Origin of the sequence: Rhodococcus sp. 7Tela_A2, from assembly GCF_049311045.1 — a bacterium.
In the GTDB taxonomy this organism is placed as follows: domain Bacteria; phylum Actinomycetota; class Actinomycetes; order Mycobacteriales; family Mycobacteriaceae; genus Rhodococcus.
Genome location: NZ_JAXION010000032.1, coordinates 1 through 24249 on the forward strand (window position 1 = coordinate 1; position 24249 = coordinate 24249).

26 protein-coding genes and 1 pseudogene are annotated in these 24249 nt (G+C 68.0%); 9 read left to right on the forward strand and 18 right to left on the reverse strand.

The features are described from left to right. A pseudogene (locus TVH25_RS08425) lies at positions 1 to 308 on the reverse strand (GlxA family transcriptional regulator); the annotation flags it as partial. A 208-nt stretch (positions 309 to 516) separates the two neighbouring features. Between TVH25_RS08425 and TVH25_RS08430 the strand changes: the two are divergent. The 6 genes from TVH25_RS08430 to TVH25_RS08455 all read left to right on the forward strand — a co-directional run bounded on the left by TVH25_RS08430 (position 517) and on the right by TVH25_RS08455 (position 6144). Beyond that, positions 517 to 1674, forward strand: coding sequence for a DJ-1/PfpI family protein (locus TVH25_RS08430; RefSeq protein ID WP_422423817.1), 1158 nt, complete (start codon positions 517 to 519; stop codon positions 1672 to 1674). A gap of 71 nt (positions 1675 to 1745) precedes the next feature. Further along, entirely contained in the window at positions 1746 to 2507 is a 762-nt protein-coding gene (locus TVH25_RS08435; protein WP_422423818.1) for a DUF899 family protein, read from the forward strand. A 281-nt stretch (positions 2508 to 2788) separates the two neighbouring features. Further along, entirely contained in the window at positions 2789 to 4171 is a 1383-nt protein-coding gene (locus tag TVH25_RS08440; RefSeq protein WP_422423819.1) for a Mur ligase family protein, read from the forward strand. A gap of 91 nt (positions 4172 to 4262) precedes the next feature. Continuing rightward, positions 4263 to 4700: a PaaI family thioesterase gene (locus tag TVH25_RS08445; protein ID WP_422423820.1), complete on the forward strand. Its 438-nt coding sequence runs from the start codon at positions 4263 to 4265 to the stop codon at positions 4698 to 4700. A 134-nt stretch (positions 4701 to 4834) separates the two neighbouring features. Beyond that, positions 4835 to 4969 (forward strand): hypothetical protein, encoded by a 135-nt coding sequence (locus TVH25_RS08450; RefSeq protein ID WP_277351054.1) that lies wholly within the window; start codon positions 4835 to 4837, stop codon positions 4967 to 4969. Further along, positions 4966 to 6144, forward strand: a complete 1179-nt coding sequence (locus tag TVH25_RS08455; protein ID WP_422423822.1) for a YeiH family protein — start codon at positions 4966 to 4968, stop codon at positions 6142 to 6144. Before TVH25_RS08450 ends, TVH25_RS08455 begins: the two co-directional genes overlap by 4 nt. A 52-nt stretch (positions 6145 to 6196) precedes the next feature. Here TVH25_RS08455 and hisI read toward each other — a convergent pair whose 3' ends face one another. The 7 genes from hisI to TVH25_RS08490 form a co-directional block, all read right to left on the reverse strand. Beyond that, positions 6197 to 6556 carry a phosphoribosyl-AMP cyclohydrolase gene (gene hisI / locus TVH25_RS08460; protein WP_422423823.1) on the reverse strand — a complete coding sequence of 120 codons (360 nt, stop codon included), beginning with the start codon at positions 6554 to 6556 and terminating at the stop codon, positions 6197 to 6199. Continuing rightward, positions 6553 to 7326: an imidazole glycerol phosphate synthase subunit HisF gene (gene hisF, locus TVH25_RS08465; protein ID WP_422423824.1), complete on the reverse strand. Its 774-nt coding sequence runs from the start codon at positions 7324 to 7326 to the stop codon at positions 6553 to 6555. Before hisF ends, hisI begins: the two co-directional genes overlap by 4 nt. Further along, positions 7323 to 8147 (reverse strand): inositol monophosphatase family protein, encoded by an 825-nt coding sequence (locus TVH25_RS08470; protein ID WP_422423825.1) that lies wholly within the window; start codon positions 8145 to 8147, stop codon positions 7323 to 7325. The genes hisF and TVH25_RS08470 overlap by 4 nt, the downstream gene beginning before the upstream one ends. A 4-nt stretch (positions 8148 to 8151) precedes the next feature. Then, positions 8152 to 8886 carry a bifunctional 1-(5-phosphoribosyl)-5-((5-phosphoribosylamino)methylideneamino)imidazole-4-carboxamide isomerase/phosphoribosylanthranilate isomerase PriA gene (gene priA / locus TVH25_RS08475; protein WP_169620077.1) on the reverse strand — a complete coding sequence of 245 codons (735 nt, stop codon included), beginning with the start codon at positions 8884 to 8886 and terminating at the stop codon, positions 8152 to 8154. Between the two features lie 68 nt (positions 8887 to 8954). Next, positions 8955 to 9698, reverse strand: coding sequence for an SDR family NAD(P)-dependent oxidoreductase (locus TVH25_RS08480; protein ID WP_422423826.1), 744 nt, complete (start codon positions 9696 to 9698; stop codon positions 8955 to 8957). A gap of 187 nt (positions 9699 to 9885) precedes the next feature. Next, complete coding sequence (locus tag TVH25_RS08485; protein ID WP_169652936.1) at positions 9886 to 10776, reverse strand: alpha/beta fold hydrolase; 891 nt, start codon at positions 10774 to 10776, stop codon at positions 9886 to 9888. Further along, the gene (locus tag TVH25_RS08490; protein ID WP_296549746.1) at positions 10773 to 11384 is read right to left on the reverse strand and encodes a TetR/AcrR family transcriptional regulator; all 612 of its coding nucleotides are present in this window, start codon (positions 11382 to 11384) and stop codon (positions 10773 to 10775) included. The genes TVH25_RS08485 and TVH25_RS08490 overlap by 4 nt, the downstream gene beginning before the upstream one ends. Positions 11385 to 11827: 443 nt before the next feature. Here TVH25_RS08490 and TVH25_RS08495 point away from each other — a divergent pair, with 443 nt between their 5' ends. Then, entirely contained in the window at positions 11828 to 13405 is a 1578-nt protein-coding gene (locus tag TVH25_RS08495) for an ABC transporter substrate-binding protein (protein WP_296549747.1), read from the forward strand. A 5-nt stretch (positions 13406 to 13410) separates the two neighbouring features. On the opposite strand, the gene TVH25_RS08500 is transcribed toward TVH25_RS08495, so the two are convergent. Genes TVH25_RS08500 through hisD form a run of 7 tightly spaced genes read right to left on the reverse strand, consistent with a single transcriptional unit; the run spans position 13411 to position 18781 of the window. After that, entirely contained in the window at positions 13411 to 13656 is a 246-nt protein-coding gene (locus tag TVH25_RS08500) for a hypothetical protein (protein WP_169620082.1), read from the reverse strand. Next, a complete protein-coding gene (hisH, locus tag TVH25_RS08505; RefSeq protein ID WP_169620083.1) occupies positions 13653 to 14288 on the reverse strand; it encodes an imidazole glycerol phosphate synthase subunit HisH in 636 nt (211 codons plus the stop codon). The genes TVH25_RS08500 and hisH overlap by 4 nt, the downstream gene beginning before the upstream one ends. Positions 14289 to 14341: 53 nt before the next feature. Continuing rightward, positions 14342 to 15538, reverse strand: a complete 1197-nt coding sequence (locus TVH25_RS08510; protein ID WP_296549749.1) for an MFS transporter — start codon at positions 15536 to 15538, stop codon at positions 14342 to 14344. Position 15539: 1 nt separating this feature from the next. Next, positions 15540 to 15695: a hypothetical protein gene (locus TVH25_RS08515; protein ID WP_169620084.1), complete on the reverse strand. Its 156-nt coding sequence runs from the start codon at positions 15693 to 15695 to the stop codon at positions 15540 to 15542. 4 nt (positions 15696 to 15699) lie between these two features. Continuing rightward, positions 15700 to 16332, reverse strand: a complete 633-nt coding sequence (gene hisB, locus TVH25_RS08520; protein WP_169620085.1) for an imidazoleglycerol-phosphate dehydratase HisB — start codon at positions 16330 to 16332, stop codon at positions 15700 to 15702. Beyond that, positions 16329 to 17462, reverse strand: coding sequence for a histidinol-phosphate transaminase (locus tag TVH25_RS08525; RefSeq protein WP_296549752.1), 1134 nt, complete (start codon positions 17460 to 17462; stop codon positions 16329 to 16331). The genes hisB and TVH25_RS08525 overlap by 4 nt, the downstream gene beginning before the upstream one ends. Next, positions 17459 to 18781, reverse strand: a complete 1323-nt coding sequence (hisD, locus tag TVH25_RS08530; protein WP_422423827.1) for a histidinol dehydrogenase — start codon at positions 18779 to 18781, stop codon at positions 17459 to 17461. The genes TVH25_RS08525 and hisD overlap by 4 nt, the downstream gene beginning before the upstream one ends. Positions 18782 to 18962: 181 nt before the next feature. Here hisD and TVH25_RS08535 point away from each other — a divergent pair, with 181 nt between their 5' ends. Continuing rightward, positions 18963 to 20198: a family 1 glycosylhydrolase gene (locus tag TVH25_RS08535; RefSeq protein WP_296549754.1), complete on the forward strand. Its 1236-nt coding sequence runs from the start codon at positions 18963 to 18965 to the stop codon at positions 20196 to 20198. A 4-nt stretch (positions 20199 to 20202) separates the two neighbouring features. Here the strand turns inward: TVH25_RS08535 and TVH25_RS08540 are convergent, their stop codons facing one another. Together TVH25_RS08540 and TVH25_RS08545 are read right to left on the reverse strand one after the other, a co-directional pair. Beyond that, positions 20203 to 20499, reverse strand: coding sequence for a DUF2470 domain-containing protein (locus TVH25_RS08540; RefSeq protein WP_296549755.1), 297 nt, complete (start codon positions 20497 to 20499; stop codon positions 20203 to 20205). Between the two features lie 52 nt (positions 20500 to 20551). Beyond that, positions 20552 to 21970, reverse strand: coding sequence for a WS/DGAT/MGAT family O-acyltransferase (locus TVH25_RS08545; RefSeq protein ID WP_206036636.1), 1419 nt, complete (start codon positions 21968 to 21970; stop codon positions 20552 to 20554). 247 nt (positions 21971 to 22217) lie between these two features. Between TVH25_RS08545 and TVH25_RS08550 the strand changes: the two genes are divergently transcribed. After that, the gene (locus tag TVH25_RS08550) at positions 22218 to 23378 is read left to right on the forward strand and encodes a lycopene cyclase family protein (protein ID WP_422423828.1); all 1161 of its coding nucleotides are present in this window, start codon (positions 22218 to 22220) and stop codon (positions 23376 to 23378) included. Positions 23379 to 23381: 3 nt separating this feature from the next. Here the strand turns inward: TVH25_RS08550 and nadC are convergent, their stop codons facing one another. Beyond that, positions 23382 to 24248, reverse strand: a complete 867-nt coding sequence (nadC, locus tag TVH25_RS08555; protein WP_169620090.1) for a carboxylating nicotinate-nucleotide diphosphorylase — start codon at positions 24246 to 24248, stop codon at positions 23382 to 23384. Between the last annotated feature and the right edge of the window lies 1 nt (position 24249).

Here is a 24249-nt window from a genome sequence, read left to right on the forward strand (position 1 = left end):
CTGCCCGCCCGCACGGCCAGTCGGCGCAGGTTCCGGATCAGGACGGGGTCGCCACTCGCGGTCCTGTGGCCGCGACCTCCGGAGACGATGAGCGTGTCGGCTCTGGCAAGGGCACCGAGCCTGGCCTGCGCCGGAATCGTCAGGCCGGAATCGCACATGATCTGCCCTGCGGTCACGCCGGCGAGCACCACGTCGTACGGCGGGTCGGCACCGAGCCGGTTCGCCATGTCGAATGCGGACGTCACCGAGGCGATATCGAGAAGTTCGCTGCCCTCGTACGCCACGACCACAACGCTGTGGACTCCCACGATGTCAGCGTAGGCGCGTCGCGCCCGTGCCGGTGGGACTGGAATCCCAGGATTCCGGACGAGGTAGGCCGACGGTATTGCCGGGGCCGCGTGGCCGCTGCGACGCTTCGGACATGAAGGCCGACAGGCGGGACCCGCGCCCTGACGCGAAGGTGCATCGGGTGTGCCGAGCGGGATCGTCATCTGTCCCTCGGGAAGCGGGCGCGTGATGAGCCGACGACGGCGCATGATGCGCTGGTCCGCCGCAGGGACGGCGACCTTACTGGTGATCGCCGCCGCCGTGGGCGCGGGTTGGCTGTGGAGGCTGCCGTCGAATCCGCAGGCGGGAACGCCGTCACCGATCGCTGCAGACGAAGCACACTCCACGGTGGAAGCGCTGGCCCCGCCGAAACGACCCGACCGCCCGTTGGTCGCCGTCGTCGGAATCAACGACGCCACCGAAACCACCGACTACCTGATGCCCTACGGCATCCTGCAGCGGGCGGATGTCGCCGACGTGTCACTCCTGTCCACCGGACCCGGCCCTGTGCAGTTGTATCCGGCGCTGAGGGTGCAACCCCAGGCGACCGTCGCCGAGTTCGACGCGCAACACCCAGACGGCGCCGACTACGTGATCGTCCCCGCGATGAGCCGCGACGACGACCCCGCGGTGCTGCAGTGGATCAGCGCGCAGGCGAGCAAGGGAGCGATCGTGATCGGAGTCTGTGCCGGCGCGAAAGTCGTCGGCCGAGCAGGTCTGCTCGACGGACGGAAGGCCACCACGCACTGGTACTACCTCGACGAACTGCGCGAGCACACCCCCACCGTCGAATACGTTCCGAACCGGCGGATGGTGGTCGACGGTGGCGGCGCCACCACCACCGGGATCACCGCGTCCATGCCCATGATGTTGACCTTGATCGAGGCGATCGACGGCCCGGACACCGCGCGGTCGGTCGCCGAGGACCTCGGCGTCGCCGTGTGGGACGCCCGGCACGACAGCGCGGCGTTCACGTTCACCCGCGAGTTCGCGTGGACCGTGCTCACCACCACCGCGGCGTTCTGGAATCGGGACGAGCCCATCCTCGAGCTCACCCCCGGAATCGACGAGGTCTCGGTCGCGTTGGTCGCCGACGCCTGGTCGCGGACCTACCGCTCCACCACGGTCACCGTCGCCGACGACGCGGCCGTCACGACCCGTGGCGGTCTGCGACTGCTGCCCGATCGAGGCTCCGTCGACCCACCCGGCGGGCACCGCCTTCCGCCGGTGACCGGCCTCCCACCCGCGGCAGCGCTGGACGATGCGCTCGCCGCCATCGCGGCCCGATACGGCAGCGACACGGCCGACGTCGTGGCCATGCAACTCGAATACCCCGACGGGAGATGAGATTCGCCGGAAGGTCCGAGGGCGTCCGTCCGGGGAGACGCCCCCCGAGGAAGCACACGAGGAGGAAGACAATGACCGTGTACGAGAAGATCATCGATGATGCCGGCATGCCCCCAGTGGTCGACCGACACGAGTGGGAAGCCCGGATCGACGCCCTGCGCGAGCGGGAGAAGGCGCACACGCGCGAGGGCGACGCTCTGGCCGCCGCTCGACGGCGACTCCCGATGGTCGAAGTGGATGCCGGGCTCACCGTGACCGGAGCAGACGGGCCGGTCAGCGTGCTCGACGCGTTCGAGGGGCGACGCCAGCTGCTCGCCTATTACTTCATGTGGCACCCCGGCCGCCCCGCCGCCGAACAGTGTGACGGGTGCACCTGGTGCACCAGTCAGGTTGCGGAACCGTCCTACCTCAACTCGCGCGATATCACCTTCGCGGTGTTCTGCCAGGGACCGTACGACGAGAGCGTCAGGTATCGCGATTTCCTGGGCTGGACCATGCCCTGGTATTCGGCGCTGCCGTCGCTGGACGCACTCCTGCAAGGCCACCCCGTCGGCATGATGAACCTGGTGGCCTACCTGCGCGACGGTGACCGTGTCTTCGAGACCTACTGGACGACCCGGCGCGGCGTCGAGGCGATGGACTACAGCTACGCACTGATGGACTTGACCGCCTACGGGCGCCAGGAACTGTGGGAGGACTCTCCCCCGGACTGGCCGAAGACATGGCGGGGACCCGAGGGCTACATGGAGCACGACGGGCGGCCCATCGCCCAGTGGCCGCGCGTGGAAGCCGGACGTTCCGATGCACTCACCCCCGGAGCCGGAACGGGCTGATATCGGTCCTGCACCTCAGGACCGAGTCGGTTGCGGCTTCGGCAGAGTCCCGCCTCGTTCATGCGCCCGTAACTGCGGGACATAGTTTTTTCACGTACCGGGTATCCGCTCCTGTGCGCCTCGACCCGGACGATCGCCGCCGTCCCGACCGTGGGATCCAGATCCGCGACGTTGCTGAACACCTCCGTGTTGTTCTGTCTGCCGGACCTGCCGATGGGCACGACCGCACGGTCACCGGCATCAGCGACGATTCCCGAACGGTGCAGCCCGGCGATCTGTACGTGGCTCTTCCCGGACACCGATTCCACGGCCTCGACTTCGATGCCGATGCTGCGGCCCGCGGCGCGGTCGCAGTCCTCAGCGACCGGCCTTCTCGACTCCTGCCCACCTTGATCGTGGACCGGCCCCGCGACCGGGTCGGCAGGCTGGCGTCCTGGATCTACGGCCATCCCTCGCACGAACTGCAGGTCCACGGCGTCACCGGCACCAACGGCAAGACGAGCGCGACCTATCTCCTCGACGCCGCCCTCGCTGCCACCGGTGTCGTCACAGGCTTGATCGGTGGTGTCGTCGTCCGGGGACCGGAGAGCACCCGGCCCGCTACACACACCACGCCGGAAGCCGCAGTGATCCATCGGACCCTCGCGGAGTTCCGGGACCAGGCCGCGAGGGCGGTGACACTGGAAGTGTCGTCGCACGCCGTCAGCCACGGCCGCGTCGACGGTGTGCGGTTTCGTACGGTCGCCTTCACCAATCTCGGACCCGACCACCTCGATTTCCACCACACGATGGAGGAGTATTTCGCCGCCAAGGCGGCGCTGTTCACCTCCGACCGCGCGCAAGCGGCCGCGGTGAACATCGACGACGAATACGGCAGACGACTGGCCGCCGCAACGGACCTACCGGTGTGGACGCATTCGACGCGCGACCCGGGCGCCGACGTGTACGCAGACTCGATCCGGTGCGACGTTCACGGCAGTACCTTCACCGTGCACACTCCGACCGGTCACGCCGGAGTCCGTCTGGCCCTTCTCGGCCCCCACCAGGTGTCCAATGCACTGACAGCGCTCACCTCGATAGCCGCAGCAGGGCACGACGTCCTGCAGGCCGCCGCGGGCTTGGAAACTCTCGCCTGCGTGCCCGGCCGACTCGAGCGCGTCGAGGCCGACCACGGCATCCTCGGCCTGGTCGATTTCATGCACAACACCTCCGGACAGCAGGAACTACTGCCGTTCCTGCGGTCGCTGGCAGCCGAGCGCCGACTGATTCTCGTGATCAGCGCGACCGGAGAGCGCGATCCCGGAAAGCGCTTTCCGATCGGCCACACCGCGGCGACCTACGCCGACATCGTGGTCGTCACCGACGACAGTCCGTACAACGACGACCCCAGGCTCCTCAGGGAAGCGGTCGCCGAAGGCGCACATGCCGCGCACAGCGCCCACGTTGTCGTCGAAGGCGACCGTCACCGCGCTTTCGAGATCGCCGCCTCCCACGCCGGGCCCGGGGATGTTCTCGTCGTGGCGGGACGGGGCAGTGAGCAGCGCCTGGTCTCGGGCGACTCGGTGCGGATGTTCGACGACAGGGAAGAACTGGAACGCGCGCTGCAGCGGATGCAGCGCAGTGTTCGAAGGACCCGAACCGGTCGTGAGACCCGCGGACGCTGATCGGGAGACACGGGCGACCGGCCCTCCCCACTTTGGGTTCGTGCGCGTCGACACGGCCTCCGGCCGGATGCTTCCCGTGTAAGTTCCGGTTATGCCCGACGACGTCACCGGGATCAGCACACTCGCCGAAGCCCAGCAGACGCTCGCGTCTCAACCGTTCAGTGTTCTGATCGGAGCACAACTCGTCGTGTACACGAGGGGCCGCGCCGAACTGGAGATTCCGCTCAGACCGGACCTGTTGCAACAGTTCGGTTTCGCACACGGCGGGGTTCTGGCCTATGCGGCCGACAACGCACTCACCTTCGCCGCCGGTACGGTCCTCGGCCCATCGATCGTGACGACAGGCATGGCCCTCGATTACCTACGTCCGGCGAAGGGCCCGCGACTGCGGGCGGTCGCGACCGTCCTCAACGGCGGCCGGACGCAGGCGCTGTGCCGATGCGAGATCTACTCCGTCGACGACGACTCGGTCCAGAAGCTTTGTGCCGCTGCCCAAGGTGGGGCACGCGTCATCGACCTGACCCGGTAGCCGCCGTGGGCGGGATCGGGTCGTTCGGGACGATGAACGACGTTGTGCAGCACATGACGGCCGATTAGTCACTGGTTCTATTCGGGCCGACCGTAATTCGTGACGTGACGCCACCACGTTGGTTGGCTGCCTTCATGACAGACGAACCTCAGCGTGTGGATGCCGCGCGCACCACCTTGCTCAACGAGGACTGGGCCGCAGTCGTCGCGGGCCTGATCCTCATCGCCGCCGTGTTGCTCGGCGTGATTCCGTCGGGGCTGGTCCCGTGAAGACGCGAGATAGCGACGAGCGGAACGCCGCCGTCGAGACCGAGAGCGCGCCCCGGGCAGACGGTGCAACGAAGGTCGAGGCGGCACCCGCACCGCGTCCCTCCGCTCCTGCATGGGCCGCGGCGGGCGTAGCCGTCGTCATCGTGCTGGGTGGCCTCACCAGATTCCTCGAACAGAACGTCCCGGACTGGGCCGAGGGAGGACCCTTCGAGCGGGTGGCGGGAGCGATCGAGTTCCCCGTCTATGCGATCGCGATCGGCCTGCTCGGGAATCTCGTCCTGACCCGCACGGGCGTACGCGACAAGCTTTCTGGTGGTTTCCGCACCGAGTTCTTCATCAAGACCGGGCTGGTTCTGCTCGGCGCATCCATCAACCTGACCGTGCTCGCGACGGCAGCCGGGCCGGCGATCCTGCAAGGTCTGCTGCTGATCACCGCCGTGTTCTCGTTCAGCTGGTGGTTCGGCGGGAAACTCGGGCTGGACGAGAAGCTGCGGGCGCTGCTGTCCGCCGCCGTATCGATCTGTGGGGTGAGCGCCGCCATCGCCGCGGCCGGGGCCGTGCAGGCCAAGCGGGAACAGCTCGCGTACGCCGCGTCGCTGGTGATCGTGTTCGCGTTGCCCTCGATCTTCCTGTTGCCCTGGCTCGCCGGTGTCTTCGGGCTGTCCGATGTCGTGGCCGGAGCCTGGATCGGCGGCAACATCGACACCACCGCCGCCGTCGCGGCGTCCGGCGCGATCCTCGGCGACGACGCCCTGCAGATCGCCACGATCGTCAAGACGACCCAGAACGCCCTCATCGGTTTCGTGGCGGTGGGCTTGACGGCCTACTTCGCGCTGAAGGTGGAGCGCCGTCCCGGCTCGGCACGGCCGAGCATCGGTGACTTCTGGGAGCGCTTCCCGAAATTCGTGCTCGGTTTCATCGCAGCGTCGATCATCGGCACACTGTGGGTGAAATTCGTCGACGACGGCAAGGCCGATATCTCCACCATCAACGACCTGCGGACGTGGTTCCTGATCTTCGCGTTCGTCTCGATCGGCCTGGAGTTCTCCGCGAAGGGACTGCGCGACGCGGGATGGCGCCCGGTAGTGGTGTTCGGATCGGCGACGGTGGTCAACATTGTCGTGGCACTCGGCCTCGCGACCGTGCTGTTCGGCAACTTCGAACTGCCGCAGTGAGCGATCGCCCCCCCCCCCGGGGCGGGGCGATCTCGTGTTCACCGTGTCGCGATCAGCCGGGCTGTTCCGCCTCGAGCAGTACGTCGGTGTCGAAACAGGTGTGGGTGCCGGTGTGGCACGCCGCTCCGACCTGGTCCACGACGAGCAGCACGGTGTCGCCGTCGCAGTCCAACCGCACCTCGTGCACGTACTGCGTGTGCCCGGAGGTCTCTCCCTTCACCCAGTACTGCTGCCGTGACCGCGAGTAGTACGTGGCCTTGCGGGTCGCGAGTGTTCGGGCCAGTGCCTCGTCGTCCATCCAGGCCATCATGAGCACGTCGCCGGTCGACTTCTCCTGGACGACCGCGGCGAAGAGTCCGTCGTCGTTGCGCTTGAGCCGTGCGGCGACCTCCGGGTTCAGGATGTCGCTCATCGGACGACGATCCCGTCCGCGCGCATCGCGTCCTTGACCTGGCCGATGGTGAGCTCACGGAAGTGGAAGACACTCGCGGCGAGCACCGCGTCGGCGCCGGCGTGGACGGCAGGTGCGAAGTGTTCGACGGCTCCGGCACCACCCGAGGCGATCACCGGAACGTCGACCGTCTCGCGGACCGACGCAATCATCTTCAGATCGAATCCCGCCTTCGTGCCGTCGGCGTCCATCGAGTTGAGGAGAATCTCCCCGACACCCAGTTCGGCGCCGCGGCGCGCCCACTCCACCGCGTCGATGCCGGTGCCGCGGCGACCTCCGTGGGTCGTGACTTCCCAGCCCGACGGTGTGGGCTGCTGATCGGCGGGGACGGTGCGGGCGTCGACCGAGAGCACGATGCACTGCGACCCGAAGCGCTCGGACATCTCCCTCAGCACCTCGGGACGCGCGATCGCCGCAGTGTTCACCGAGACCTTGTCTGCACCGGCGCGCAGCAGGCGGTCGACGTCCTCGACGGTGCGCACGCCACCACCCACCGTGAGGGGAATGAATACCTGCTCGGCGGTGCGTGTGACCACGTCGAGCATCGTGCCGCGGTCTCCGCTCGAGGCGGTGACGTCGAGGAACGTGAGCTCATCGGCGCCTTGAGCGTCGTAGAGCGCGGCGAGTTCGACAGGGTCGCCGGCGTCGCGCAGGTTCTCGAAATTGACACCCTTGACGACGCGTCCCGCGTCGACGTCGAGGCACGGGATGACCCGTACGGCCAGTGTCATGATCGATCTCCTTCGAAACGCGGATTCGTCGCGGATTGCACTATGTCCAGTATTTCACCGTGGATTCCGGGTGCGGCGGCGAGCACCGACCCTGAGCCGATGCGCCACGGCTTCCCGTGGAAATCGGTCGCGATACCGCCTGCCGCGCGCACGAGCGCGACACCGGCGGCGTTGTCCCAGGGATGGTGGCCGAAGACCACGGCACCGCCCAGCGAGCCCGCCGCGGTGTAGGCGAGGTCGACGCCGGTCGATCCGTGCATCCGCAGGCGCGAGACGCGCCGGCTCAACTCGGTGATCACCGCGAGCCGTTGCGTGCCCGGGACGCGGCCACGACTGTCGATGTCGAAACTGCCGACCCCGACCATCACGTCCTCGAGTCGGCGCGGCTTCAGCTTTTCGGCGATCTTCCCGTTGAACCACAGCGGGCCTTCGGCTACCGCAGAGAACCGCTGATCGGTGAGGGGTAGCCATGTCAGTCCGATGACGGGAACCCCGTCCTGGACCAGCGCGAGCAGGATGCCCGCCATCGGCAGGCCCGCCGAATAGTTGACGGTGCCGTCGATCGGGTCGAGCAACCAGACGGTGCCTTCGCCGGCCGCCGGACCGCCGAATTCCTCGCCGTGCACCGGAATTCCGGTGCGGTCGACGAGCTCGGCCGAAATCCGCCGTTCGAGTTCGAGATCGAGGTCGGTGGCGAAGTCGTTGGGTCCTTTGTCCACCGAACGCGGCGCGCCGTGCCCGGCGACGAAGCGCTCCGACACCTCGTCGAGCACATCACCCGCTATCGAGCGCAGACGGTCGAGATCGACGGATGCGGTCATGGGATCAACGGGACACGGCGTCGAGCGCCTCGGTCAGCGTGAACCGACCTGCGTAGAGCGCCTTGCCGATGATCGCGCCTTCGACGCCCTCATCGACGAGCGTGGCGATGGCACGCAGGTCGTCGACCGTCGAGACACCGCCCGACGCGACGACCGGTGCATCGGTCGCTGCGCACACCTCACGCAGCAGGTCGAGATTCGGTCCGGTCAGGGTGCCGTCCTTCGTCACGTCGGTGACGACGTAACGGGAGCAGCCGTCGCGGTTGAGGCGCTCGAGCACCTCCCACATGTCTCCGCCGTCGGAGACCCAGCCGCGTCCGCGCAGCCGCCACTCGCCGTCGATCAGCTTGACGTCGAGGCCGACGGCGATCCGGTCGCCGTACTCACCGATGGCGCGGGCACACCACTCGGGGTTCTCGATGGCGGCGGTACCGAGATTGACGCGTGCGCACCCGGTGGCGAGCGCCGCGGCCAACGTGGCGTCGTCGCGGATGCCACCGGAGAGTTCGACCTTCACATCGAGTTCGCCGACCACACCGGCGAGTAGTTCACGGTTGTCACCACGGCCGAAGGCGGCGTCGAGGTCGACGAGATGCACCCATTCGGCACCGGCGTTCTGCCATTCGAGGGCGGCGTCGCGGGGGGATCCGTAACCGGTTTCGCTGCCTGCCTCTCCTTGTACGAGGCGAACTGCTTCACCGTTGGCAACGTCGACTGCAGGCAAAAGGACCAGGCTCACTGTCCCTACATTAGTGCCTGCGCGACGGACGCCACCACGCGCCTTCGACGGGAGGCCGCCCGCTGCGGTCACCGCAGTTTGATGGTGCCGCCGTCGACCATCAGGGTCTGGCCTGTCATATAGGCGGCGTCCCTGCTCGCAAGGAAAACGGCGACCCCGCCGATGTCCGCCTCCGGGTCGCCGAAGCGGCCCAGCGGTGTCTTCGCCAGCAAGGCCTTCTCGATGCCGGGATTCGCCTGGATGTACGCCTCGACGCCTTCCGTCAGCGCGAGCGGCGAGATGATGTTGACATTGATGTCGTCACCGGCCCACTCGTTGGCGGCGACACGGCTGATCGCGCGGATCGCTTCCTTCGCCGCCGCGTACGACCCTTGCGTCACCAGACCGTCGATACCGGCCCCGGAGGCGAAGTTGATCACCGATCCGCGCTGGGCGGCGAGTTGCGGATGTGCCGCTTTCATCAACCAGAACGTCGGATAGAAGCCCGTTCCGAAGGACAGGTCGAGCATCTCCTGGGTGGTCTCGAGCAGCGGTGCCTGACGGGAGGCGTGTGCGTTGTTGACGAGAATGTCGAGCCGGCCGAACGCGTCCACCGCGGCCGCCACGATCGCGGCAGCGTTCTCCTCGACGGAAATGTCCGCCTTCATGAACTTGCCCGCGCCGCCGAGTTCCTCCTCGAGCGCCCGCCCGGCGTCGTCGTCGATGTCGACGAACAGCACTCGGGCACCTTCCTTGGTGAACGCCCGGACGATTCCCCGCCCGATTCCGCCTGCACCACCGGTCACCACGGCAACCTTGTCCGTCAGCCTCATGCGGTACTCCTCTGCATCGAGTCGATCACAGGCCCGTCGTGGATCGCGTGCTGCCGCGGCAGGCTCCAACACTTCCGACCGTACGCATCCATACCCGTCGACGGCGGCGGTCTTCTGCTCTCCGAGACTGATGCCAGGTCCTGCCCGGCGAGCCCATTCGAAGCTGACGACACGGGGCGGCTTGATGTCAGGGGCGGGCGCGGGCAGACAGGTCGCGGATGAAGCGTGCGATCTCGGCAGGCTTCTCTTCGGCCATGAAGTGCCCGGCCTGGATGGGCTCATAGGTCAGATCAGGTGCCCACGCCCGCCAGAGCGACGCGGCATCGAACCCCAACTGGGAGCCCCAATCCTGAGAGATGACTCCGACGGGCATGGTGAGCTGCTTGCCCACCTCGCGGTCGTCTCGGTCCATGTCCAGGTCGATACTCGCCGTGGCGCGGTAGTCGGCGACGATGGAATCCACGGCATTCACCGAGCTGTCGATGTAATGCCGGCGGACCTCGAGCGGGAATGTCGAAGCATCGGTCTCCCAGGCGTCCAGGAACGAGCCGAAGAACTCGGGTCCGACGGCGCGGATCATCTTCTCGGGGAGACCCACGGGCTGCGCCATGAGATAGAGGTGCCAAGCGACTTTGGCGTCTACGCCCCGCAGGACGTCCCAGGTGTCCAAGGTGGGCAGTACGTCGAGGATCCCGAGAAACTGCACCGCGTCCGGGTGGTCGAGGCCTGCGCGAACACCGACGAGGGCGCCTCGGTCATGACCGACCAGCCCGAAGCGGTCGTGGCCGAGCGCCTCGGCGATCAACCGAATGTCTCGGGCCATGGTCCTCTTCGAGTAGGTTTCCGGGCCCCGCTCTGCCGGCTTACCGCTCTCGCCGTACCCACGCAGGTCGGGGACGATGACGGTGTACTGCGCAGTGAGTTCGCGTGCGACGTGACGCCACATGTAATGCGTCTGAGGAAACCCGTGGAGGAGGACGATCGCGGGACCGTCGCCGGCGACGGCGACGTTGAGGTCGACTCCTTCGGCGCCGGGTAGCGTCTTGTATCGGAATCCGTCGATAGTCAAGCGGGTCATGATGTTTCCTTCTCAATGATGTCGGTCGGTTGGGCGGCAGGATGGCCCGAGAAGATTCCTGCGGGTAGTGAATGCCTCGCGGACGGTGTGGCACGGAGTGCGGGGATCAGAACGGTGTCGACGAGGGACTCGAGATAGCGGTCGTCGATCTCGAGTCCGTTGAGTCGGCGAAGCAGGATGACAGCGCCGGCGACTTCCTCGAACGGGAACGGATCGATGCCCGGAGGCAGTTCCCCACGATCGACCGCGGCCTGGATGACGGTCTGCGGTAGCCGCGACCCGGTCGGGCCCACCGATCGTTCGATTTGCTCGCACAGTTCCGGGTCCTCGAGACCTGCTTGGAGGAGCAGCATTGCGGTCTGCCCGTCTGCAGAGCGCATGGACTGCACGAGGCGGCGACCCAAGGCGAGAAGGTCACCGCGCAGGCTTCCGGTGTCGACCTCGTCGGGCCCGTCGCGGCGTGCGGGACCCGCTTTCAGGGCGGCAACCACCATGTCCCTCTTGGACTTCCACCGTCGGTAGAGAGTGGCCTTGGATGCGCCCGCCCGGCGGGCGACCTCTTCGAAGGTGACACCCTCGTACCCGACCTCAGAAAGCAGCGAGTTCACGGCCGTGAGGATCTCGGTCTCTCGTTGATCATCACGAGGGCGCCCACGACGAGCGCTCGGCCGAGTCTCGTCGAACTGATCCTGATTTGTATACGACACGTTTCGTATCGTAACAGCTACTCCAGCCGGCGGTTCTCGTGCCCTCTCGCCGAGCGAGCGTCGAGCCCAGGAGTGAGGGGCAAGCGAACGGATAGCCCAAAGTGCCCGGGTCCTCGACTGCGGAGCGGCGTCGAGCCAATTTCGGCACAGAGCCAACGAGTTGAGCGATTCCCATCGAGCAAGCTCCCGCCGACCTCTTCCCACCGACCCCCGCGTGAGGTAGACAGAACTACGTTCCGCTCACATGAGAACGTTGTTTTACTCTGCCGAAGGAAGGTTCTTTTCGGCGGGAGCTCTGAGCGGAACGCTGCAACTTCCGGTCCACCACCCGATACGAGGCACCGATGCTCCGACGACGACGCTCCGTCACTTCGACACTCGCTGCCCTGTGTGTCGCGGCCCTCGCGCTCACCGCATGCAGCAGCGGCGACACCTCGGCTGCATCCGCGCCCGGGACGCCCGTCGGCGACCCGGTCTCCGGTGGCACGTTGCAGGCGATCCAGATCCGCGAGCCGGTCAGCCTCGATCCCGTCGCGCTTCCGAATGTGTGGACCAACTCCGGACTGCTCGGCAACGCGTTGTACGGCACCCTGATGACCAACGACGTCGACACCCTGGAGATCGAGTACTCGATGGCCACGGACTTCTCGACCGACGACGGGGGCCGCACGTTCGTGCTGAAGCTCCGGCCCGGGCTGACATTCACGGACGGCACTCCCCTGGACGCCGCCGCGGTGGCGTACAACTGGGATCGCCTCCGCGACCCGGCCAACGGATCGGAGTCGATCCGGCAGGCCGCGCAGATCGCGGGCACCGAAGTCGTCGACGCCGAAACACTGAAGGTCACGATGGTCGCCCCCAGCCCGGTGTTCGCCTCGTCGCTGGTGCTCTCCGGACTCAACTGGATCGCCTCCCCCACCGCACTGGCGAAGGGCCGGCAGGCGTTCGACGAGAATCCCGTCGGCGCCGGGCCGTTCACCCTCACCAAGTGGGCTCGGCAGGACGTGCTCGAACTGACCCGCAACCCGGGCTACTGGGACGCGCCGCGACCGTACCTGGACGGCATCACGCTGCGCCCGGTTCCCGACGCGAACCAGCGTCTCAACGCGCTCACCTCCGGCAGCGCCCAACTGGCGTCCGAAAGCAGTTGGTCGAACCTGAGCAAAGCGGAAAGCGCGGGACTGTCCACCTCGGTGGTGCCGCTCGGTGGCGGTCAGTACCTCGCGATGAATACTCGCCGGAGCCCGTTCGACGACGCCCGTGCGCGACGCGCGGTCTCCCTCGCGCTCGACCTGGATGCGATCAACACCGCGGTGTTCGAGGGCACCGGCACCGTCCCTCGGACCCTCTTCCCCGAGACCTCGCCGTTCTTCGAAGACATCGCACTGTCGAATTCCGACGATGCCGAAGCACAACGACTGTTCGACGAACTGGCAGCCGACGGCACTCCGGTGAAGTTCACGTTCCTCGCGTACTCCCTCGTCGAGATCAAATCGGTGGCGGAAGTCGTCCAGGCACAGCTCGCAGCGTTCGACAACGTCGAGATCGCCGTCGAGATCATGGATTTCACCGCAGCGCAGGCCAGGGTCGCCGCCCGCGACTTCGACATGACGATCGCTGCCGCCGTCGTCCAGGACCCGGACTCGTCACTGTGGACGTCGTTTCATGCCCGATCCCAGGGAAACCCGACGGGTATCGACGACCCTGAACTCAACGACGCGCTCGACGCCGGACGGATCGGCACGACGGTCGAGGAGCGCAAGGCCGCTTACGACGTGGCACAGCAACGTCTGGTCGATCTGGCTCCGGGAGTGTTCTACGTCCAGTCGGCGCCCTCGGTCGTCTCGGGCCCGGAGGTGCAGGGTGTACGGATGTACGGGATGGGATCCGCGTTGCTCGATGCAGTGTGGCTCAGCGAGTAGCGCAGCTACCGATTCTGCCCGCCGCGTCCGAAGGCGCGGCGGGTGGTACGAACGGACACGAATCCCATCGCTGCGATAGCGCCCACGACACCGAGCAGCGCGATCGTGAGGCTCAGTCCCGGACTCGGCTTCAGTACCACGATGACCACGGTGACGAGCGCGAGCACCGCTGCGGCGGACCCGAGCGAGGACAGGGCGAGCCGGGCCAGCGAGAAGTTCGCACCCGGCTCGTCGTCCCCGCCGCGTGTCACAACGAGTTCACCCAGTTCCTCAGCAACTGCGCCCCGGCATCCCCGGACTTTTCGGGGTGGAACTGCGTTGCCGACAACGGACCGTTCTCGACGGCCGCGAGGAAGCGGCTTCCGTGCTCGGCCCAGGTCAGCTTCGGCGGGGCAAGCCGCTCCGGGTCGGGCAGTTCCCATTTCTGTGCCGCGTACGAATGCACGAAGTAGAAGCGGGTGTCGGGGTCCATGCCGGCGAACAGCACCGAATCTGCGGGGGCCTCGACAGTGTTCCATCCCATGTGCGGCAGCACCGGTGCGTCGAGGCGCTCGACGGTTCCCGGCCACTCGCCGCACCCCTCGGTCTCGATGCCGTGCTCGATACCGTCTTCGAAGAGGATCTGCATACCGACGCAGATGCCGAGCACCGGACGGCCACCCGCGAGGCGCGTACCGATGATCTTCTCGCCACCGACGCTGCGAAGGCCGCGCATACACGCGTCGAATGCCCCGACGCCGGGCACGACGAGTCCGTCGGCGGCGAGCGCAACCTTGTGGTCGGAGGTGACCTCCACGTCCACGCCGGTACGGGCGATCGCCCGCGTCGCGGAGTGCAGATTGCCGGAGCCGTAGTCGAGGACGGCGACCTTGGTTGTGCTCATGGAGTCGATTCTATGCGGCGGCACGAACAGCACTGTGCGGTGGCAGGTGCTGTCTAGTCCGCGCCGGGACGTTCGGCGACCTGTTGCACCCCGGGACGCTCCGAGGGACCGGCGAGCCGAGCCAGGAGCGGGAGGACCGGGACGAGCACCGCAGCAACGGTGAACGCGGTGGGATAACCGGAGGCTGCCGCGATCGCGCCGAGCGCGAAGGAACCTGCTCCGGTGCCGGCGTCGAATCCGATGTTCCAGGCGGCGCTGGCCGAGCCGATGTGTTCGGAGCCCGCACGACGGAACGCGATGAGCAGCGCCTCGTTCTGCACGACGCCGAACCCGAGTCCGAAGGACACCGCTGCCCCGATGAGAGCCACGGCGCCGGCCCGGCCGTCCGCGACGAGCGCGAACGGCACCATCGCGAGCGCGGCGAGTGCGAGACCGACGGGGAGCATCCGGCCCGCACCGATCCGGTCCGCGACCGCGCCGGCACCGAACCGGCCCACCAGCGTCGAACCGCTCAGCACGGCCAGCGCCGCCGCCACCGGGAGGTCGGCCACGGCGATGGCGAGCAGCGATGTCAGACCGCCGTACGCGATCGCGCCGGCGCCCACCGCCACGGTCGGGAGCAGTAGCAACACGAACGGCATCCGTGCCGGGCGCGGACCCGTGCGCGCTTCGAGGCGCGGCAGGCGCGCCGCGGCGATCAGTCCCGCCGACGACAGGACGGCGCCCAGCACGAACACCGGTGTGGTCGAGAATCGTTCGGCCAGTGCGAGCCCCGTGGGCAGTCCGATCATCTGCGACGCGGCGATCGCGATACCGAGCATGCCGGTGGCGCGGCCGAGCAGACGGGCGGGTGCGAGTTCACCGACCAGCGCAGCGGAGGCCACGGTGATCATTCCGAAGCCGATCCCCCGGATCGCCGAAATTCCCAGCGCGGCGGCAGGCTCCATGGACACGAGGAACAGCAGCGACGGCGGACCGAGGAACAAGCAGCCCGCGACGAGGGTCGCGCGATGACCGAATCTGCGGAGCAGCGCGGGCATCGCGATCTGGGTGAGCACCGTGGTGAACATGAACACCGCGGTGACCGAGCCCGCGACGGTGTCGCTGCCGCCCTCTTGCGCGATCGCCCAGGGCACCACGGGCAGTAACAGCGAGAAACCCGCGAACGCTGCCGCGGATGTCGACCACGCCGCGACGAGTCCCCGGACTCCGAACAATTTCGGGTTGTCCGTCACATCGGATTCGGCCACGTCAGATCAACCGGAGGACACCGGCGATCGCTGCCAGCAGTCCGAGGGCGAAGAGGATACCCGCGAAGAGGGTGTTGCGGGCCTTCCACATCGACCACGTGCCGCCCGCGAGGATTCCGGCGGCGATGAAGCACAGGTAGGTCAGTACGACATCCATACCGTCAGAGCGTTCCCTTGGTGGACGGCACGCCGGTGACGCGCGGATCGGGTTCGACCGCTTCACGCAGCGCGCGTGCGACTGCCTTGAACTCGGCCTCGGTGATGTGGTGCGGGTCGCGCCCGTACAGCACGCGCACATGCAGTGCGATCCGCGCGTGGAATGCGAACGATTCGAAGACGTGCTTGTTGATCACGGTGGCGTAGGGCACGCCCGGGTAGCCACCGATCACCGAGTGCACCAGGTAATCCGGTTCGCCGGTGTGGACGAAGTACGGACGTCCCGACACGTCGACCGACGCGTGGGCGAGCGTTTCGTCCATCGGGATGAACGAGTCGCCGAAGCGCCGGATGCCGCGCTTGTCGCCGATGGCCTGGTGGAACGCCTGCCCGAGAACGATCGCGGTGTCTTCGACGGTGTGGTGCGCGTCGATCTCGACATCACCCTTCGCATGCACGGTGAGGTCGAAGCTGCCGTGCTGGCCGAGCGCCGTGAGCATGTGGTCGTAGAACGGGATGCCCGTGGAGATGTCGGTGCGGCCGGTGCCGTCGAGGTTCAACTCGACGGTGATGGACGATTCCCGCGTAGTGCGTTCGACCCGGGCGGTGCGATCGTTCGTGGTGATGGGGTCGCTCATCGGGTTGCCTCGATTTCCGTAGCGGCGAGTTTCTCACTGACCCGCAGCAACTCGTCGTTCTCGTGTGCCAGGCCGATCGTGGTGCGCAGATATCCGGGGATGCCGACGTCCCGGATCAGGACACCTTCGTCGAGGTAATGCTGCCAGGTGGTGGCCGAATCGGCGAAACGGCCGAAGAGGATGAAGTTGGCGTCGGACGGGATGACGTCGTATCCGAATCCGGCGAGTTCGGCTGCGACGCGGTCGCGCTCGGCGGACAGTTCCGCGACGGAGCCGAGGGTGTCGTCGGCGTGACGCAGTGCGGCGCGCGCTGCGGCCTGGGTGATCACCGACAGGTGGTACGGCAACCGGACCAGCAGCAGCGCGTCGATCATCGCGGGCGCGGCGGCGAGATAACCGAGACGGCCACCGGCGAAAGCGAATGCCTTGCTCATGGTGCGCGAGACGACGACCTTGGCCGGATACTCGTCGATCAGGGCGACTGCGCTGGGCGCGCTCGAGAACTCCGCGTACGCCTCGTCGACGACCACGATGCCGGGAGCGGCGTCGAGGATCTCGCGGATCCCGTCGAGCGGGACGCTGTGCCCCGTCGGGTTGTTGGGGCTGGTGACGAACACCACGTCGGGACGCCGGTCTCGGATGGCGGCGACCGAGGACTCGATATCGAGAGTGAAGTCGGAGCGGCGGTACGCAGGTACCCACTCGGTCTGGGTGCCGTCCGCGATGATCGGGTGCATCGAGTACGACGGCACGAATCCCATCGCGGAGCGGCCCGGTCCACCGAACGCCTGCGAGAGCTGCTGCAGGACCTCGTTGGACCCGTTTGCAGCCCAGAGGTTTTCGACGCCGAGCGTGACACCGGTCTGCCGCGTGAGATACGCGGCGAGGTCGGCGCGCAACGCGACGGCGTCCCGATCCGGGTACCGGTGCAGCTGTGTCGCGGCCTCGCGGACCGACTCGGCGACGTCGTCGACGAGGGCCTGCGTGGGCGGGTGCGGGTTCTCGTTGGTGTTGAGCTGCACGGGCACCGACAGCTGCGGTGCGCCGTACGGCGACTTGCCGCGCAGGTTCTCGCGAAGCGGCAGGTCCTCGAGCGTGATGCGCGAGCCGGGAATCGACGTGCCTGTCACCGGAGTGCCTCGAATCGCAGTCGCACTGCTTCGCCGTGTGCGGGCAGATCCTCGGCGTTCGCGAGGGTGATCACGTGACCGGCCACGTCTTTCAGTGCGGCTTCGGAGTATTCGACGACGTGGATGCCGCGCAGGAAGGTCTGCACACTCAGTCCGGACTGGTGCCGCGCGCAACCCGCCGTAGGCAGGACGTGATTCGAGCCGGCGCAGTAGTCGCCGAGGGAGACCGGCGCCCACGGGCCGACGAAGATCGCTCCCGCCGGGCGGACCGGGCGGGCGACAGCGGACGCGTTCTCCGTCTGGATCTCGAGGTGCTCGGCCGCGTAGGCGTTGACCACTGCCAGGCCCTGATCGATGTCGTCGACCAGCACGATGCCCGACTGGCTTCCGGACAGTGCGGTGGCGACCCGTTCGCGGTGCTTGGTCAGCTCGAGTTGCGCGGCGAGCGCGGCATCGACGGCGTCGGCGAGCTCGGGGCTGGTGGTCACCAGGACGGAGGCGGCCATGACGTCGTGCTCGGCCTGGCTGACCAGATCGGCGGCGACGTGCACGGCGTCGGCTGTGTGGTCGGCGAGGATCGCGATCTCGGTGGGGCCGGCTTCGGCGTCGATGCCGACCACCGAGCGGCACAGCCGTTTGGCGGCCGTGACGTAGATGTTGCCGGGGCCGGTGATCATGTCGACCGGGGCGAGCTCGCCGCCGTCGGTGTCGGTGCCGCCGTAGGACAGCAGGGCCACGCCCTGCGCGCCGCCGACCGCCCACACCTCGTCGACGCCGAGCAGCGCGGCAGCAGCGAGGATGGTCGGGTGCGGGAGACCGCCGAAGTTCTTCTGCGGCGGCGAGGCGATGACGAGGGACTCGACTTCCGCGGCCTGCGCGGGCACGACGTTCATCACCACCGACGAGGGGTACACGGCGTTGCCGCCGGGCACGTACAGGCCGACACGGTCGACCGGCACCCAGCGTTCGGTGACGGTGCCGCCGGGGACGACCTCGGTGACGGTGTCGTTGCGACGCTGCTCGGCGTGGACCTTGCGGGTCCGTTCGATGGCGACCTCGAGTGCGGCGCGCACAGCGGGGTCGAGTTCGGCGAGCGCGCGGTCGAGTTCGGCCTGGGGAACGCGCACCGAGGCGGGGCGCACGCCGTCGAACTTCTCGCAGTAGTCGAGGGCGGCGTCGGCGCCGCGCTCGCGGATGTCGTCGACGACGGGACGGACCTGATGGAGCACCGCGTCCACGTCCACTCCGCCGCGGGGCAGCGCGCCCCTCAGCTCCGCGGTGGTGGGTGTACGACCACGCAGGTCGGTGCGGGCAAGCATGAGGTGTCCTCTCTCGCAGAACAGGGATCGACCCCCATTATCCGCGATGAACCGGAGTGGTCTGTCATCCACTCCCCGTAGTGGGCGTTGTGTGCCCTCGTCGACCATAGACCGACGGCACGCCCGGCGAATCGGTCTCGAAGTGCCGCGGGTGCGTCGCAGGCCCTCTACCGTGCGATACATGGCTGCCGCGTGGCGTGCTCGGATGTCCGTCGCACCCGCTCGCGCGGCACTGCGCGTGGTGCTCGTCACTGTCGTGGCGCTGACGGCGGCCGTGTCGGGCGGCCCTGCCCACGCCGACACCGGCGCCTTTCTGTGGGGCGTGTCGAGTTCCGGTTTCCAGTCCGAGGGGTCGAGCCCGGACAGCAACTGGTCGCGGTACGCAGCGAGTGGTCGCCACGAGCCGGTGGGTACTGCCGTGGACTTCCGGCATCGCTACCGCGAGGACATCGCGCGCGCCGCCGACCTGGGCGTCGGGGTGTACCGCCTCTCGGTGGAGTGGGCCCGCATCCAGCCGGAACCGGAGCGGTGGGACGACACCGAACTCGCCTACTACGACGACGTGATCGCGACGATCCGCGGGCACGGCATGACTCCGATGATCACGCTCGACCACTGGGTGTACCCGGGCTGGATCGCCGACCGGGGCGGCTGGGCCCACCCGGGGACAGTCGACGCGTGGCTCGCCCACGCGGACACGGTGGCGGCACGCTACGCCGGACACGGCGCGCTGTGGGTCACAATCAACGAGCCCAGCGTCTACGTGTGGCACGAGGTGTCCAACGGTGCCCTCTCCCCCGGTGACGCACCGATGATGTTCGACCGTCTCGTGGACGCGCACCGCGGGGCCTACGAGACGATCCACCGGTACGACCCCCGGGCGCAGGTCACCTCGAACGCCGCCTATGTTCCCGGTGCGGCGCCCTACCTCGACACCTGGTTCCTCGATCGCGTCCGCGACCATCTCGACTTCGTCGGCGTCGACTACTACTACGGGGTGGCCCCCGGCAATCTCACCGCGATTCGTGCGGCAACCGGGGAGCCGGCTTCGGTGACCCCGCACCCGCCCGGGATGTACGACGCACTGATGGATTACACCCGGCGCTTTCCCGGGATGCCTCTGTATGTCGTCGAAAACGGAATGGCGACCGCGGACGGCGCTCCCCGCCCGGACGGCTGGACCAGATCGCGGCACCTGCGCGAGCACGTGGACCAGATGATGCGTGCGGTCGACGACGGCGCGCCGGTGTTCGGGTACAACTACTGGTCGATCACCGACAACTACGAATGGGGTTCGTACGAGCCGCGTTTCGGCTTGTATTCGGTCGACGTCCGGACCGATCCCGCACTCCTCCGGCGGCCCACCGAGGGGGTGGAGACCTACCGGACGATCATCGCGGAGACCCGTGCCGGGTAGCGGATCAGTGCCGTGCGGGATCGACGCCGAGTCGCGCACACGCCGCCTGGTAGAGCGCGACCACCGCGGTACGCAAACCGGAACGGTCCGTGACCGGCTCGAGCCACGGAATCCGGACGGTCTGTTCCTGGCCGTCGATCACGATCACCCACACGCCCGCCTCGCTGCTCACGCCGGTCATCCGGGTGTGCGCCGCGCGCGGTTCGGCGAACGCCCGCACGATGAGCAGACTGTCGTCGGCGTGGTCGTCGTTCATATGAGCGGTTACCGCCGCCACCACATCGGGTTCGAATTCGGTCACGGGCGTGGAGCCTAGCCAACGACCCGCCGCCGTGGGTCTCACCGGCTGGGTCTCACCGGGCCTCGTCGACCGCACCCACGGTCACGACGGCTTCGAGTGCGAGGAGTTCCGCGTCGAGATGGTCGAGCAGACAGTGCAGATCCGGCACGGTGCGCCCACATGCCGTGAGCCCGAAGGCGATCTCGTCGTCGGTGCTCGTGCACGTGATGTTGAGAGCCTGACCGTCCACCGGAACCGACAGGGGATACAACGCGTCGACGCGCGCGCCGTTCCAGTACAACGGCTCCTCCGGCCCGGGAACGTTGGAGACGATCACGTTGAACGGCGTCCACGGCACTGCCCGGTTGCCGGTCAGTACACCGACCGCGACGGGGGCGACACCGACTGCGCTTGTCGCGAGACGGCCCACCTTGCTCATTCCGCGCATCGCACGTTTGCCCTCGGTCATCGAGTTCCGTACCCGCTCGAGCCGGTGCGCCGGATCGGCGTGCCGGGTGCCGAGATCGCACATCAGGACGGCGATGTCGTTGCCGGACTCTTTGCTGCGCAACGAGACCGGGACCATCGCCACAAGGGACCGGTCGGGAAGCGCGTCGCGTTCGAGGAGGTAGGTCCGCAGCGCTCCGGAGGACAGCGCGAGCACCACGTCGTTGATCGTGCTGTCGGTGAGCTTCGCCACCAGCCGGAGACGCTCGAGCGGCCACGACCGGGCGGCGAACCGTCGCGAACCCGAGATCTGCTCGTTGAACATGGTGTGCGGTGCACCGAGCGACAGCGGACCCCCGCGGTCGTGGAGGGCACGATCGACCGTACCGACCAGCGCCGGAACCAGGGAGGCTGCACCGGAGGCGACCGTCAGCGCCTCCGACACCGCACCTCGGACGGCGCGCACGGCGTGGCCGGGGAAGCCGATGGCCGCGGCCACCGTCGAGCGTGCGGGCGGTGCCCCGTCGGTCGCTGCCCACGGCGCGGGCATCCCGACCTCGCTCGGATCGGTGCCGAGCGCGCGTCGCAGCAACCGCATGGCGCCGATCCCGTCGGCCAAGGAGTGGTGGATCTTGACGTAGAGCGCGTACCGGCCGTCGGACAGGCCCTCGATGAGGTGCATCTCCCACAGCGGCCGCGTGCGATCGAGCAACGAGGCATGCAGCCGGGAGACCAGGTCCCACAAGACCTCGGTGTTTCCCGGCGCGGGCAGGGCGTTGAACCGCACGTGATACTCGATGTCGAATCTCGGATCTTCTTCCCACGCCCACTGTCCCAGGGTCGTCACCGACCGAACGGGCCGCTTGCGCCACAGTGGTGCTGCCGGAGCGTCGCGGCGCAGCGCCTCGTCGAACCTTTCGCGCAGTTCGGTGGCATCGGAATTCTCCGGCGGTTGCAGGAGCAGCAGGCCGCCGACGTGCATCGGATGGTCGGGCGATTCGCCGAGCAGGAACATCGAATCGGTCGGTGCCATGGGTAGCCGCATCGTCAATCTCTCCGCCCCCGCTGACGAGAACTGTTCTCCGCGCGGGGCCGCCCCACCCCGCGATCCGACATCACTGGTACTCAGATGAACAGTTGTACCCCAGATCGATCGGCCCCGACCTCGGAACGACGCAGTTCCGGGACTCGCCGAAGATCGCCCCGTAGGCAAATTGCCCGTAGGCAAATAGCACTGCACCGGAAGTTCCGGTGCCGCAGAATGGGCGCCAGTCGCGACGAACGGAGATCTCGTGAGTCTTCGAACCTGGACCGGGCCGCTTCACGGCGGCATCGTCATTCTCGGCGGTGGCCTGAGCGGGCTCTCGCTCGCCGCGCATCTCGCGGCGACACGTGCTCGGCCGGGCCCGGTTCTGGTGGTCGACGACGCCGCCCGCGACATCACCGCCGCCTCGTGGGCGTCGTGGACGCGGCGTACCGCGCTGCTCGACTCGGCGGCCACCGAGATGTTCGACCGGATGCGTGTATATGCGGGCGGGCACGACCGGACCCTGGCGCTCGGGCACTATCGCTACCGCGTGGTGCACGGTGCCGCGCTGGTGGCGGCGGTTCGCCGCCTCACCGATCCGGTGCCGGACGTGGGATCGGTGACCGGGCACGTCGTCGACGTCGACGATGCCGACCGGCCACTGGTGACACTCGACGACGGGCGAGAACTACGCCCCGACTGGGTGTTCGACGCGCGCGGTCCCGCCGCTACGACCGCCGGAGAAGACGCCGCCCTGGATTTCCTCGGCGTGCGCGTGCGCGCCGAAGCGCCGCTCTTCGACCCCCACGTTCCGGTGCTGTTCGACTTCCGCACCGATCAGGCCGAGCGGGCGTCCTTCGTGTACGTGCTTCCGAGCGATGCCCATCACGCGCTCGTCGAGCACACCTGTTTCGTGGCGCCGGGAACCCCTGATGTAGCCCCAGAGGTGCATCTCGCGGCGCTGCGCGTCTATCTGACGCAGGTCCTCGGCGTACCGGAGAACGCCTACGAGCTCGGGCGGTCCGAGCACGCGCGTCTGCCTCTCGTCGCGCAGATCGCCGAACGCGGCGACGGACGTATCCTCCGGATCGGGGCCGCCGCCGGGATGATGAAGGCGAGCAGCGGTTACGCCTACGAACGTATCCAGCGGGACTGCGAGGCGATCGCGCGTTCGTTCGAGCAGCACGGACATCCGTACGACCTGCCCAAGCGCCCCGGACGGTTCGCCCGCTACGACCACGCGTTGCTCACCGCCGTCACCGGACACCCCGGTTTCCTCGAGGAGATGTTCGCGGCGTTGTTCTCGCGCGCGTCGGCCGAACCCGTCCTGCGGTTCCTCGACGAGGATTCGTCGTTGCGCGACGAAGCCGGGTTGTTCACATCCCTCCCGGCGGGGCCGCTGATCCGGGCGATGACCGGACGGTGACGCCTACATGTCGAGGCCGAGGTCGAGCACCGTCACCGAATGGGTGAGGGCACCGACCGCGAGGAAGTCCACTCCGGTGCGGGCGTACTCCGCGGCGACCTCGAGCGACAGGCCTCCCGACGACTCGAGCCGGGTCTGCGGGGCGTGGGTGTTGCGCCGTTGCACCGCGATCTGTGTCTGCCACAGCGGAAAGTTGTCCAGGAGGATCAGTTCGACGTTCTCGGCGAGCACCTCGTCGAACTGCTCGAGGGTGTCGACCTCGACCTCGCACGGGACGCCGGGCGCGTGCGCACGGACCGCACGCAGCGCGGCGAGCACCGACCCTGCGGCCGCGACGTGGTTGTCCTTGATGAGAGCCTCGTCGCCGAGACCCATGCGGTGGTTGACACCGCCGCCGACGCGCACCGCGTACTTCTGCAGTGCGCGGAGGCCGGGCAGCGTCTTGCGGCTGTCGCGGATCTTCGCCTCGGTGCCCTGCACCGCGTCGACCCAATGCGACGTGGCGGTCGCGATACCCGACAGGTGGCACAGAATGTTGAGCATCGTCCGTTCGGCGGTGAGCAAACCGCGCGTCGGGGCGTCGACGGTGAGCACGGCCTCCCCCGGCACGACGCGGTGGCCGTCGTCGGCGCGGTCGACCACCCGATAGTGATCCGGTCCGATCACCTGGTCGAGGACGAGAAGTCCGACGTCGAGTCCGGCGACGGTCCCGGCCTGCCGGGCGACCACCGACGCGGTGGTGGTCGCGTCTGCGGGCACGGTGGCGTCCGAGGTGATGTCGGGTCCGTAGCGCAGGTCCTCGTCGAGGGCGCGCACGACCAGCGCGCGCGTCTCCTCGAGATCGAGGCCGGCGGGCAGGGCGGTGGCCATA

Coding starts and splice junctions, on each gene's coding strand:
- TVH25_RS08430 (WP_422423817.1), top strand. CDS start 517: ATGAGCCGACGACGGCGCATGATGCGCTGGTCCGCCGCAGGGACGGCG.
- TVH25_RS08435 (WP_422423818.1), top strand. CDS start 1,746: ATGACCGTGTACGAGAAGATCATCGATGATGCCGGCATGCCCCCAGTG.
- TVH25_RS08445 (WP_422423820.1), top strand. CDS start 4,263: ATGCCCGACGACGTCACCGGGATCAGCACACTCGCCGAAGCCCAGCAG.
- TVH25_RS08450 (WP_277351054.1), top strand. CDS start 4,835: ATGACAGACGAACCTCAGCGTGTGGATGCCGCGCGCACCACCTTGCTC.
- hisI (WP_422423823.1), bottom strand. CDS start 6,556: ATGAGCGACATCCTGAACCCGGAGGTCGCCGCACGGCTCAAGCGCAAC.
- hisF (WP_422423824.1), bottom strand. CDS start 7,326: ATGACACTGGCCGTACGGGTCATCCCGTGCCTCGACGTCGACGCGGGA.
- TVH25_RS08470 (WP_422423825.1), bottom strand. CDS start 8,147: ATGACCGCATCCGTCGATCTCGACCGTCTGCGCTCGATAGCGGGTGAT.
- TVH25_RS08480 (WP_422423826.1), bottom strand. CDS start 9,698: ATGAGGCTGACGGACAAGGTTGCCGTGGTGACCGGTGGTGCAGGCGGA.
- TVH25_RS08485 (WP_169652936.1), bottom strand. CDS start 10,776: ATGACCCGCTTGACTATCGACGGATTCCGATACAAGACGCTACCCGGC.
- TVH25_RS08495 (WP_296549747.1), top strand. CDS start 11,828: ATGCTCCGACGACGACGCTCCGTCACTTCGACACTCGCTGCCCTGTGT.
- hisH (WP_169620083.1), bottom strand. CDS start 14,288: ATGAGCACAACCAAGGTCGCCGTCCTCGACTACGGCTCCGGCAATCTG.
- TVH25_RS08515 (WP_169620084.1), bottom strand. CDS start 15,695: ATGGATGTCGTACTGACCTACCTGTGCTTCATCGCCGCCGGAATCCTC.
- hisB (WP_169620085.1), bottom strand. CDS start 16,332: ATGAGCGACCCCATCACCACGAACGATCGCACCGCCCGGGTCGAACGC.
- hisD (WP_422423827.1), bottom strand. CDS start 18,781: ATGCTTGCCCGCACCGACCTGCGTGGTCGTACACCCACCACCGCGGAG.
- TVH25_RS08535 (WP_296549754.1), top strand. CDS start 18,963: ATGGCTGCCGCGTGGCGTGCTCGGATGTCCGTCGCACCCGCTCGCGCG.
- TVH25_RS08545 (WP_206036636.1), bottom strand. CDS start 21,970: ATGCGGCTACCCATGGCACCGACCGATTCGATGTTCCTGCTCGGCGAA.
- nadC (WP_169620090.1), bottom strand. CDS start 24,248: ATGGCCACCGCCCTGCCCGCCGGCCTCGATCTCGAGGAGACGCGCGCG.